Annotated in this window: 11 protein-coding genes; 5 read left to right on the top strand and 6 right to left on the bottom strand. The window is 66.9% G+C overall.

The features are described from left to right. Positions 1–113 precede the first annotated feature (113 nt). On the top strand, positions 114–1484 hold the full coding sequence (locus tag ACFWUP_RS07875; protein WP_379231928.1) for a DUF349 domain-containing protein: 1371 nt from the start codon (positions 114–116) through the stop codon (positions 1482–1484). Positions 1485–1613: 129 nt separating this feature from the next. Here ACFWUP_RS07875 and ACFWUP_RS07870 read toward each other — a convergent pair whose 3' ends face one another. Both ACFWUP_RS07870 and miaB read right to left on the bottom strand, forming a co-directional pair. Next, positions 1614–2225 carry a hypothetical protein gene (locus ACFWUP_RS07870; RefSeq protein WP_379231926.1) on the bottom strand — a complete coding sequence of 204 codons (612 nt, stop codon included), beginning with the start codon at positions 2223–2225 and terminating at the stop codon, positions 1614–1616. Positions 2226–2308: 83 nt separating this feature from the next. Continuing rightward, positions 2309–3847 carry a tRNA (N6-isopentenyl adenosine(37)-C2)-methylthiotransferase MiaB gene (gene miaB, locus ACFWUP_RS07865; protein ID WP_379231924.1) on the bottom strand — a complete coding sequence of 513 codons (1539 nt, stop codon included), beginning with the start codon at positions 3845–3847 and terminating at the stop codon, positions 2309–2311. Positions 3848–4088: 241 nt separating this feature from the next. Here miaB and ACFWUP_RS07860 point away from each other — a divergent pair, with 241 nt between their 5' ends. From ACFWUP_RS07860 to ACFWUP_RS07845, 4 genes are all read left to right on the top strand, one after another. Further along, positions 4089–4817 (top strand): amino acid ABC transporter ATP-binding protein, encoded by a 729-nt coding sequence (locus ACFWUP_RS07860; RefSeq protein WP_379232314.1) that lies wholly within the window; start codon positions 4089–4091, stop codon positions 4815–4817. A 37-nt stretch (positions 4818–4854) separates the two neighbouring features. After that, entirely contained in the window at positions 4855–5691 is an 837-nt protein-coding gene (locus ACFWUP_RS07855; protein WP_379231922.1) for a glutamate ABC transporter substrate-binding protein, read from the top strand. A 92-nt stretch (positions 5692–5783) separates the two neighbouring features. Beyond that, a complete protein-coding gene (locus ACFWUP_RS07850) occupies positions 5784–6455 on the top strand; it encodes an amino acid ABC transporter permease (protein ID WP_379231920.1) in 672 nt (223 codons plus the stop codon). Continuing rightward, positions 6452–7342 carry an amino acid ABC transporter permease gene (locus ACFWUP_RS07845; RefSeq protein WP_379231918.1) on the top strand — a complete coding sequence of 297 codons (891 nt, stop codon included), beginning with the start codon at positions 6452–6454 and terminating at the stop codon, positions 7340–7342. Before ACFWUP_RS07850 ends, ACFWUP_RS07845 begins: the two co-directional genes overlap by 4 nt. A gap of 103 nt (positions 7343–7445) precedes the next feature. Here the strand turns inward: ACFWUP_RS07845 and ACFWUP_RS07840 are convergent, their stop codons facing one another. From ACFWUP_RS07840 to ACFWUP_RS07825, 4 genes are read right to left on the bottom strand one after another with little or no spacing between them, the layout of a single operon-like run. Further along, entirely contained in the window at positions 7446–8426 is a 981-nt protein-coding gene (locus ACFWUP_RS07840) for a glycine betaine ABC transporter substrate-binding protein (RefSeq protein ID WP_379231916.1), read from the bottom strand. Further along, positions 8423–9214: an ABC transporter permease gene (locus ACFWUP_RS07835; protein WP_379231914.1), complete on the bottom strand. Its 792-nt coding sequence runs from the start codon at positions 9212–9214 to the stop codon at positions 8423–8425. The genes ACFWUP_RS07840 and ACFWUP_RS07835 overlap by 4 nt, the downstream gene beginning before the upstream one ends. After that, the gene (locus ACFWUP_RS07830; RefSeq protein ID WP_379231912.1) at positions 9211–10380 is read right to left on the bottom strand and encodes an ABC transporter ATP-binding protein; all 1170 of its coding nucleotides are present in this window, start codon (positions 10378–10380) and stop codon (positions 9211–9213) included. The genes ACFWUP_RS07835 and ACFWUP_RS07830 overlap by 4 nt, the downstream gene beginning before the upstream one ends. After that, positions 10373–11023, bottom strand: a complete 651-nt coding sequence (locus ACFWUP_RS07825) for an ABC transporter permease (protein ID WP_379232312.1) — start codon at positions 11021–11023, stop codon at positions 10373–10375. The genes ACFWUP_RS07830 and ACFWUP_RS07825 overlap by 8 nt, the downstream gene beginning before the upstream one ends. Positions 11024–11065 lie beyond the last annotated feature (42 nt).

Genomic DNA, 11065 nt, shown 5'->3' with positions numbered 1-11065 from the left:
GAAATCCGCTCTTCGATCCACCGGATCGATGGTTTCCGCGGCTCGAACCGGGTTCAATGGGATGTGCTAGGGCGTAACCAGGCAGCCGTGACGCGCGGCAGGGACGGAGAGCAATGACCGACAGCAACGGAACCGCGAAGCCCACCCCAGGTCCGGCTCCGCGACCGTCCGGTACCCCCAAGCCCGGCGGGAAAGCTCCGAAACCGCATGCCGTGAAACCGGCGCCGGGCCCCGATCAACCGCATCCGCACGCCGTGGTCGTGCCCGCCGTCACCGACCCCAGCAAGTGGGGTCGCGTCGACGAAGACGGCACCGCCTGGGTGCGCACCGCCGAGGGCGAACGCGTCGTCGGCTCCTGGCAGGCAGGCGACGTCACCGAGGGCCTTGCCCACTTCGGCCGCCGCTTCGACGATCTCGCGACCGAGGTCGCCCTGCTCGAAGCCAGGCTGGCCGCAGGCGCCGACGCCCGCAAGACCAAAGCCGCCGCGCTCGCACTGGCCGAAACGCTGCCGACCGCGGCCGTCATCGGCGATCTCGACGGTCTCGCGGCCCGCCTGCAGGCCATCGCCGAACATTCGGAGGAAGCCGCCGCGCACGCCAAGGAGGAGAAGGACCGCGCCCGGCACGAGCACACCGAGCGCAAGGAAGCCCTCGCCGCCGAGGCCGAGCAGATCGCCGCCGAGTCCACCCAGTGGAAGGCCGCGGGCGACCGGCTGCGCGAGATTCTCGACGAGTGGAAGTCGATCCGCGGGGTGGACCGCAAGGTCGACGATGCACTGTGGAAGCGCTACTCCAAGGCCCGCGAGGCGTTCAACCGCCGGCGTGGCGCTCACTTCGCCGATCTCGACCGCGAACGAGCCACCGCGAAGACGCGCAAGGAAGAGCTGTGCGTACGCGCCGAGGAACTGGCCGACTCCACCGACTGGACCGGCACCGCCGCGGTGTTCCGCGACCTGCTCTCGGAGTGGAAGGCCGCGGGCCGGGCACCGCGCGAGGCCGACGAGTCGCTGTGGCGGCGGTTCAAGAGCGCCCAGGACGTGTTCTTCGCCGCCCGCAACGCCGCCGTCTCCGAACGCGACGCCGAGTTCGATCAGAACGCCGCCGCCAAGCTGGAACTCCTGGCGGCCTACGAGCACATCGACCCGGCCAACGGCATGGACGCCGCCCGCAACGCTCTGCGTGAGCTGCAGGACAAGTGGGACGCCATCGGCAAGGTCCCGCGCGAGCGCATGCAGGAACTGGAAGCCAAGCTGCGCGCCATCGAGAAGCGCGTCCGCGACGCCGCCGACCAGCAGTGGCGCCGCTCCGATCCCGAGGCGGTCGCGCGGGCCGCGCAGTTCCGTGAGCGGGTCGCCCAGTTCGAGGAGCAGGCCGCCAAGGCCACCGCGGCGGGCAAGAAGCGTGATGCGGAGAAGGCCATGGAACAGGCTCAGCAGTGGCGCGAATGGGCCGAGGCCGCGGAAGGCGCCGTCAGCAATTTGTAATGCGAATCCCGACCCACGACAACTGGTTTCGCTAGAACATCGGTAACTCACCGGGTACGCCCAGAACTTACGTGGCAACCCCGGTGAGACCGGCGGCCGAGCCAGCCGCCTCCCTACGACCGGCAAAAGTCACGGGGAGGCGGGAGGGTCGGTGAGACGCTTGCGGTCGCGGTCCTCCGCTTCGCGGGCGGCATTCCGGCGCTGTTCTTCGGCGGCGAGTTGCACGGCGGTGCGGCTCCAGACGACGCGGATCCAGTGGAAGGTGAGCACCATGATCGCGATGGTGCCGAGGATCAGGCCGATGCCGGGGCCCGCGCCCACGTAGTTGCCGAGGCCGGGGGTCTGGCGGTGCCAGATCGACAGGACGCCGAACACGGAGCCGACAGCCGAGCCCGCGCAGGCGATCCAGGCCAGCACCCAGCGGCGAGTGGTCAGGGCCAGCAGCGAGAAGCCGACACCGAAGATGATGACCATCCACACGAAGATGCGCGACGGCAGACCGATGTGTTCGACACCCGCGGCTTCGGTGTTGAGCAGCACGTCGAAGCCGCGCGCGGAGCCCGCGGTCGGGAGGACGAGGGAGATCAGCAGCGCGAAGACCGCGCCCGCCACCACCAGCGCTCGCGCGCCGGGGTCGATCTCACCGGCGATGCGGCGTTCCACCGCGTCGAGTTCACCGCGGAATTGTTCGAAATCCTGGTCGTTGCGCGCCGGGTTCACCGCGTGTCCGCTCCTGTCCACAGGCTGATCGTTGGCGGGTCCCACTGTGCCATCACCGGACTTGCCGTCCGCATCCGACCCACTACGACCGGTAGTAGAGCCACTCACGACGAGCAGCCCGTCGAACAGCCGCTCTCGACCGTTTCGACGACCGGAGCGCCGATGCGCGGCAGGCCGAGCCCGACGCCGATCGGCGCGGTCTTGGGCGTGATGCCACGTTCGTGCGCGTCACCGGCGGCGGTCCGGCGATGCGACTTCACCGCACTGTCGGCGATGAGGTGGTGCGGCGCCGCCGCGGTGATGTCGACGGTGACGATGTCACCAGGTCGAATGCCCGTCACGTCACCGGGACGGAAATGCACCAGCCGACCGTCGCGCGCCCGTCCGCTCATCCGCGCGGTCACGGCGTTCTTCTTGCCCGCGCCGTCGGCGACGAGCAGTTCCACCTCGGTCCCGATGAGCGCCTGATTGTTCTCCCACGACACCTGGTCCTGCAGCGCGATCAGCCGTTCGAACCGTTCCTGCACGACCGCTTTGGGCAGCTGATCGGGCAGTTCGGCGGCCGGTGTGCCGGGACGCTTGGAGTACTGGAAGGTGTAAGCGCTGGTGAAGCGGGCGCGGCGGACCACGTCGAGGGTTTCGAGGAAGTCCTCCTCGGTCTCGCCGGGGAAGCCCACGATGATGTCGGTGGTGATCGAGGCGTGCGGCATCGCGGCGCGCACCTTGTCGATGATGCCGAGGAAGCGTTCCTTGCGGTAGGAGCGGCGCATCGCCTTGAGCACCCGATCCGAACCCGACTGCAGCGGCATGTGCAGCTGTGGGCAGACGTTCGGGGTACCTGCCATCGCCTCGATGACGTCGTCGGTGAACTCCGCGGGGTGCGGCGACGTGAATCTCACGCGCTCGAGGCCTTCGATCTGTCCGGTCGCGCGCAGCAGTTGCGCGAAGGCGCCCCGGTCGCGCGGCTGGTCGGGGTCGACGAAGTTCACGCCGTAGGAGTTCACGTTCTGACCGAGCAGCGTCACCTCGAGGACACCCTGGTCGACCAGGGCCTGCACCTCGGCGAGCACGTCACCGGGACGGCGGTCCACTTCTTTGCCGCGCAGGGCGGGCACGATGCAGAACGTGCAGGTGTTGTTGCAGCCCACCGAGATCGACACCCAACCCGCGTAGGCGGACTCCCGCTTGGCGGGCAGCGTCGACGGGAACGCCTCGAGCGATTCGAGGATCTCGACCTGGGCTTCGTCGTTGTGGCGGGCCCGCTCGAGCAGCACCGGCAGCGAACCGATGTTGTGGGTGCCGAACACCACGTCGACCCACGGCGCCTTGCGCACCACGGTCTCGCGGTCCTTCTGCGCGAGACAGCCGCCGACTGCGATCTGCATGCCGGGGCGTCCCTGCTTGACCGGGACGAGCTGGCCGAGGGTGCCGTAGAGCTTGTTGTCGGCGTTCTCGCGCACCGCGCAGGTGTTGAACACCATCAGATCGGGAGTCTCACCGGCCGCGGCCTTCGTGTAGCCGGCGTCCTCGAGCAAACCGGAGAGTCGTTCGGAGTCGTGCACGTTCATCTGGCAGCCGAATGTGCGAACCTCGTAGCTGCGCGTAGCCGCGTTCTCCGTCGCGTTCTGAACCGTCGAATCCACCCGTCCAGGGTACGGCCCGACCCACCTGTGACGCGCATCACGGTTGCGTTCGGGTAATAATACGCAAAGGTAACCGACTACCGCTGGGTTACCAGCAGGTGTCGTTTCGGCGTGCCGTGACGGCATGTCTCCGAAAGCCGGGCAATTCTCCAGATTGGACATAAGGTTTCTCACCATGACCGACGACGCCGCACCCGCGATGGGGAAAGCCGACGCCGCAGCCGCGACCGCTGCTGTGCCGATGATCTCGATGCGCAACGTGGAAAAGCACTTCGGTGATCTCCACGTCCTGCGCGATATCCACCTCGAAGTGCCCCGTGGGCAGGTAGTGATCGTCCTCGGCCCGTCGGGCTCGGGTAAATCGACCCTGTGCCGCACCATCAACCGCCTCGAACCGATCGACTCCGGTGACATCGCCATCGACGGCGTCGCACTGCCCGACGAGGGCAAAGCTCTCGCCGCGCTGCGCGCCGAGGTGGGCATGGTGTTCCAGTCGTTCAACCTGTTCGCGCACAAGACCATCCTCGAAAACGTCATGCTGGCGCCGACGAAGGTCCGCGGCAAGAAGAAGGACGAGGCCCGCAAGCACGCCCTCGCCTTGCTCGAGCGGGTCGGCATCGCCAACCAGGCCGACAAGTACCCGGCCCAGCTCTCCGGCGGTCAGCAGCAGCGCGTGGCCATCGCCCGCTCGCTGGCGATGGACCCCAAGGTCATGCTGTTCGACGAGCCCACCTCGGCGCTGGACCCGGAGATGGTCAACGAGGTGCTCGACGTGATGGTGGCACTCGCCAAGGAGGGCATGACCATGCTCGTGGTCACCCACGAGATGGGCTTCGCGCGCCGCGCAGGCGATCGCGTGCTGTTCATGGCCGACGGCGAGATCGTCGAAGACGCCGCACCCGAAGCATTCTTCACCGCACCGAAGTCCGAACGCGCCAGGGATTTCCTCGGCAAAATTCTCAGTCACTGACTCTTCGAGCATCATCGTCACAAGGAGAAGGAAACCAATGAGGATCAATCGTGCATTGCGCGTCGGGATCGGCGCTGCGGCACTGGCATTGGCTGCCACTGTCACCGCGGGTTGTGGTGGCGGCAGCGACAAGTCGGCCCTTGACAACGCCAAGGACGGCAAGCTGACCATCGGCATCAAGTTCGACCAGCCCGGCCTCGGGCTGCGCAACACCGACGGCACCTACAGCGGCTTCGATGTCGACGTCGCCAAGTACGTGGCCGACAAGCTCGGCGTGAAGCCGGAGAACATCACCTTCAAGGAAGCGCCGACCCCGCAGCGCGAGACGTTGATCGAGAACGGTCAGGTCGACTACATCGTCGGCACCTACTCGATCAACGACAAGCGCAAGGAAAAGATCGATTTCGCGGGCCCGTACTACATCGCGGGCCAGGACCTGCTGGTGCCTGCCGCCAACACCGATATCACCGGACCCGATTCCCTGGCGGGCAAGAAGGTCTGCTCGGTGAAGAGCTCCACTCCGGCTCAGAATATCGAGAAGAACTACCCGCAGGCACAGCTGCAGACCTACGACACCTACTCGCTGTGCATCGAGGCGATGCGCAGTGGTGCCATCGACGCGGTCACCACCGACAACGTGATCCTCGCCGGTTTCGCTGCCCAGGTCCCCGGCACCTTCAAGCTGGTGAACAAGACGTTCACCACCGAGAAGTACGGCATCGGTCTGAAGAAGGGCGACTCGGAGCTGCGTACCAAGGTCAACGACGCCATCCAGGCGATGATCGATGACGGTTCGTGGAAGGCCGCGCAGGAGAAGAACTTCGCGGGTACCGGTTTCGCGGTTCCGGCACCGCCGACCGTCGACCGCTACTGATCAACCACTGACCCTCGGTGGCCCGGATCTCTCCGGGCCACCGAGGCGGTGTTGTCCCGCTGACCTTTACACCGATCGGAGGACGCGCGTCCGTGTTCGACCTGATCTCGACGTATCAATCCCAAATCCTCGATGCGTTCTGGGTAACAATCAAACTCACCTTCTTCTCGGCGATCGGTGCGCTCGTCATCGGCACCGTCGTCGCCGGCATGCGCGTGTCCCCGATCCCGGTCGCGCGCTGGGTCGGCGCGGCGTATGTGTCCGTATTCCGCAACACCCCGCTCACGCTGATCCTGGTGTTCACCTCGATCGGCCTGTACACCACCCTCGGGTGGAAGCTGGGCAGCGACGATATCAAGATCATCAACTACCGCTGGGCCATCATCGGCCTCAGCATCTACACTGCGGCCTTCGTGTGCGAATCACTGCGCTCGGGCATCAACACCGTTGCGCTCGGCCAGTCCGAGGCGGGGCGATCGCTGGGCTTCGGGTTCGCACAGAACCTTCGGTTGATCGTGCTGCCCCAGGCGTTCCGCGCGGTGATCGCGCCGCTGGGTAGTGTGCTGATCGCGCTGACCAAGAACTCCACCGTCGCCTCGGTCATCGGTGTGGTCGAAGCGGCTTACCTGATGAACGACATGATCGAGAGCGAGGCCGCGCTACTCACCATCGGGGCGATCTTCGCGCTCGGCTTCGTTATCCTCACCCTGCCCACCGGTCTGTTCTTCGGCTGGCTGGCCAAGCGTTACGAGGTGGCACGATGAGCAGCGCTTCGGTTCTCTTCGACGCTCCCGGGCCCCGCGCGCGGCTGCGTCACAACCTGTACTCGGTCCTGGTTGTCCTGGTGCTCGTCGGCGCGGGCTGGTGGCTGTACGACGCGTTCGCCGACAAAGGCCAGTTCACCGCGGCCAAGTGGAAACCGTTCGTGGATTCCCAGGTCTGGGAAACGTATATCCTGCCCGGCCTGCAAGGAACCCTCACCGCGGCCGTGCTGTCGATCATCGGCTCGCTGATCTTCGGCATGATCTTCGGGATTCTGCGCCTGTCGGATCACGCGTGGGTTCGGGGGGCCGCCGGCACAGTCGTCGAACTCGCCAGGGCGATCCCGGTGCTGATTCTGATGATCTTCCTGTTCAAGGTTTTCGGCGTCTACGATCTGTTCCCGTCCGATCGGCTCGCACTCGCCGCGGTCGTTATCGCACTGATCATCTACAACTCCGCGGTCATCGCCGAGATCGTGCGGGCAGGCATCAAGTCGCTCCCCAGAGGACAGACCGAAGCCGCTGTCGCACTCGGTTTGCGGAAGAACCAGCTGATGCGGCTGATTCTGCTGCCGCAAGCCGTGACCGCGATGCTACCGGCGCTGGTGTCGCAGATGGTCGTTGTCCTCAAGGACACCGCGCTCGGCTACCAGATCACTTTTGTGGAGCTGGTGCGGTCCGGTGCGCAGATCGGCGCGTCGTTCTCGAACCCGATCCCCGCGCTGATCGTCGTCGCGGTGATCATGATCTCGCTCAACATGGCGCTGAGCTTGCTGGCCACCACGCTCGAGAAGAAGTTGCGCTCGCGCAAGAAGGGCGGCGGTACGGTGCTGGCCGCCGATTCGGTCCTCGCCGACGCCACGCCGGGCGTCGACATCACCAAGAAGTAGACATCCGAACAGAAAGAGGCCCGATCCGGTGCGGATCGGGCCTCTTTCTGTTGTCGAGCCAGTTGTCGGGGCGCACCTCGCTGGTACAGGTTGCCGCGGTGGATCAGCCCGCGGTGATCAGGCCCTCGGCGACCATCCAGTCGCGGGCGACGTCGGCGGGTTCGCGGCCGTCGATGTCGACCTGACGGTTGAGTTCGGTGATCACCTCGTTGGTGAGGCGGGCCGAGATCGGGGCCATCACCTCGGCGACCTTCGGGTGGGCGTCCGCGAAATCGCGGTGCATGACCAGGGCGGCGTTGTACTTCGGGAAGAAGGCCTTGTCGTCTTCGAGAAGTACCAATTCCAGGGCCGGGATGCGGCCGTCGGTGGCGGCGACCGAGCCGAAACGGCACTGCTTGGCATCGGCGGTGGCCTGGTAGACGAGCGCGTCCTGGACGATCTGGCGCTGTGACTTGCCGAGGTCGATCCCGTAGGCGGCGGCCAATCCGGGATAGCCGTCGGGGCGGACATTGAACTCGGTGCCGACGCAGGTGGCCGCGGCGCCAGGGTCTTTCGCGAGCAGGGCCGCGTAGTCCGACAGGGTGCGGACCCCGGTTTCCTCGGCGGTGCGTTTGCTCGTGACGAGGGCGTAGGTGTTGTTCATCGGCGCCATCGCCGCCCACACCATGTTGTGCTCGGCGAGGTCGGCGTCGCGGACCGCGTCGAACTGCGCCTGCTCGGTCGGGATCGGTTTCTCCTTGCCGAGGTAGTTGATCCAGCCGGTGCCGGTGTAGTCGTAGGCGATGTCGATCTGGCCGTGCAACTGGGCATCGCGCAAGCTGTTGGAGCCCTGGATATTGGTCAGGTCGCGCACGTTCGCACCGGCGGCGGTGAGCGCGAATTCGATCATGTAGCCCAGGATGTTGGCCTCGGTGAAGTCCTTGGAGCCGACCGTCACCGCGACGCCGTCGAGTTCGGGGACCGGCCCGATACTGCCGGGGCCGACGGGCAGCGGTACCGAACCACCCGACTGCAGTCCGCAGCTCGCGAGAACCAGCGCGCTCAGTACCGGGGCGACCCAGCGCAATCGTGCGGTGAACCTCAACGCAACCCCCTCGGGCCGAGGAACTGCTCGGCCAGCGCGCCGAGCCAGTCGACGAACAGTGCGAGGGCGACCGCGAGCACCGCGCCGAGGGTCAAGGTGACGGTGTCGCGCAGTTTGTAGCCGGTGTCGATGAGGATGCCGAGTCCACCCGCGCTCACCATGAACGAGAGGGTGGCGGTGCCGACGGCCAGCACCAGCGAGGTGCGCAAGCCCGCCAGGATATAGGGCACCGCGAGGGGAAACTCGATGCGGCGCAAGACGAGTCCCGCCGACATGCCCTGCCCCCGGCCCGCGTCGATCAGGGTCGGGTCGACCTGCTGGTAGCCCAGGATCGTATTGCGCAGCACGGGCAGCAGCGAACAGAACGCGATCGGCGCAACACCCACCCAGAACCCGGTGGTGCGAGTGACCAAGTAGCACAGCACGATCAGGCCGATCGCCGGCGCCGACGCCCCGATATTGGCGATGCCGACGAAAAACGGTGCGAGACGGCGGAATCGGGCCCGGGTGAGCAAGGTCCCGAGCGGCACGGCCAGCGCGACGACGATGAGCACCACCGCCGCCGTGATCAGGATGTGCTGCCAGGTCACCTCGGCGATATTGCCCACGGTGATGGTGGCCTGCTGGGTGACGGTGAGATCGCGCCGGAACGCCCACACCAGCACGCCGACGGTGAGGATCACCACGATCACCGGTTGGGCGAGCAGTCGGAGGTATTCGGCGCGGCGCTGGGTTGCGGGAGCGGCGGTCGCGGCGGGGACGTCGACGATCGAATGCGCGGCCGTCATGCCGGTGCCGTTTCGGTCGCGGCCAGGTGGCCGATCAGGGTGTCGACGGTGACTGTTCCGGCGTAGGTGCCGGTGTTGTCGACGACGACCGCGGAGGCGGTGCGTTCGGTGAGCAGCGCCGCGAGGGCGTCCTGGAGGGTGGCGTCGGCGGGGAGGGTGGTGCCGATCGGGGTGCCGAGGTCGCGCAGTGAATCCGCGTGGGCGAGTTCGTCTGTCGAGACCCGTCGGAGCGGGCGGCGCTGCGGGTCGAGGACGATGCCCCAGGTGCGGTCCGCATCGCGCAGGGCGGTGGTCAGTGTTGCCGGGGCGGCGTCCTCGGCGACGGTGACGCCCTGGTCGAGGTCCATGTCGGCGAGGACTGCCAGTCCGAGGCGGTCGATGGTGGCGGTGGCGCCGACGAAGCCGGCGACCGTCTTGTCGGCGGGGGCCGCCAGGATCGCGGCGGGGGTGTCGTACTGCAGGATGCGGGAGCGGTTGCCGAGGACGGCGATGCGGTCACCCAGCTTCACCGCCTCACCGAAATCGTGGGTGACGAACACGATGGTCTTGCCCAGTTCGCTTTGCAGACGGAGCAATTCGTCCTGCAGCAGGGCACGGGTGATCGGGTCGACGGCGCCGAACGGCTCGTCCATCAGCAGGACCGGCGGGTCGGCCGCCAGCGCCCTCGCCACCCCGACGCGCTGCTGCTGGCCGCCGGAGAGCTGGCGGGGGTAGCGGTTGCGGTAGGTGTCGGGGTCGAGGCCGACGAGGGTGAGCATCTCGTCGGTGCGTTCGGAGATGCGGCGGCGGTCCCAGCCGAGCAGGCCGGGGACGGTGGCGATGTTCTTGGCGACGGTCATGTGCGGGAACAGTCCGGCCTGCTGGATCGAATAGCCGATGCCGCGCCGCAATTCGTCGGCGTCCATCGCACCGGCATCACGGCCGCCGATGGTGACGGTGCCGGAGGTGGGTTCGATCAGGCGGTTGATCATCCGCATGGTGGTGGTCTTGCCGCAGCCGGACGGGCCGACCAGCACCACGATCTCCCCGGCCGGAATGGTCATGGAGACCTCTTCGACTGCGGGTTCTGGCTGTTCGGGATAGCGCTTGGTGACCCGGTCGAGGACGATCTCCTCCCCGGAGACCGCGGACGCCGTTGTCGCCTTGGTGGTTTCGATGTCAGTCACGAATTCCCCTCGGAATAGTGAGCCGTCCGAGCAGAACAAGGACGCCGTCGAGTGCGAGCGCCAGCACGACGATGAGAACGGTGGCGGTGAGCGCCTGCGGGATCGCGTTCGGGCTGCCGAGGCGCCCGAGCCCAGAGATGATCAGGTTGCCCAGACCGGGGCCCTTCGCATACGCCGCCAGTGCCAGGATGCCCATGATCATCTGGGTGCTGACCCGCATGCCGGTGAGAATGGACGGCCACGCCAAGGGCAGTTCGATCTTGGTCAGCAGCCGCAACCGGTTCATCCCGACACCGCGCGCGGCATCGGTCACCGCCGGATCCACCGACGACAACCCGAGCACGGTATTACGCAGGATCGGCAGCAGCGCGTACAGCACCAGCGCGACGATCGTCGGCGCGACACCCAGCCCGAGGAACGGAATCAGCAGTCCGAGCAGCGCGAACGACGGCACGGTGAGAATCGCCCCCGCCGTAGCGGTAGCAGCGGCGGACCCGAGCGGACTCCGATACACCAGTACCCCGAGCGCCACCGCGATCACCGTCGCGACCACCAGCGACTGCACCACCGCCGACACATGCAGATAAGAATCGACCAGCAGCTGTTCTCGCCGGTTCACCACAAACGACCACAACGCGTCCAGGATGCCCTCCCCCGTCGTTCGGCAGCCACATCGGCTCTGTCC

This window comes from Nocardia sp. NPDC058658 (assembly GCF_042716665.1).
GTDB lineage: Bacteria > Actinomycetota > Actinomycetes > Mycobacteriales > Mycobacteriaceae > Nocardia.
This window is presented reverse-complemented; position numbering and strand designations above follow the sequence as displayed.

Excerpts from the sequence above, each read along its gene's own strand:
- ACFWUP_RS07875 (WP_379231928.1), top strand. The coding sequence starts at position 114 with ATGACCGACAGCAACGGAACCGCGAAGCCCACCCCAGGTCCGGCTCCG.
- ACFWUP_RS07855 (WP_379231922.1), top strand. The coding sequence starts at position 4,855 with ATGAGGATCAATCGTGCATTGCGCGTCGGGATCGGCGCTGCGGCACTG.
- ACFWUP_RS07835 (WP_379231914.1), bottom strand. The coding sequence starts at position 9,214 with ATGACGGCCGCGCATTCGATCGTCGACGTCCCCGCCGCGACCGCCGCT.
- ACFWUP_RS07845 (WP_379231918.1), top strand. The coding sequence starts at position 6,452 with ATGAGCAGCGCTTCGGTTCTCTTCGACGCTCCCGGGCCCCGCGCGCGG.
- ACFWUP_RS07860 (WP_379232314.1), top strand. The coding sequence starts at position 4,089 with ATGATCTCGATGCGCAACGTGGAAAAGCACTTCGGTGATCTCCACGTC.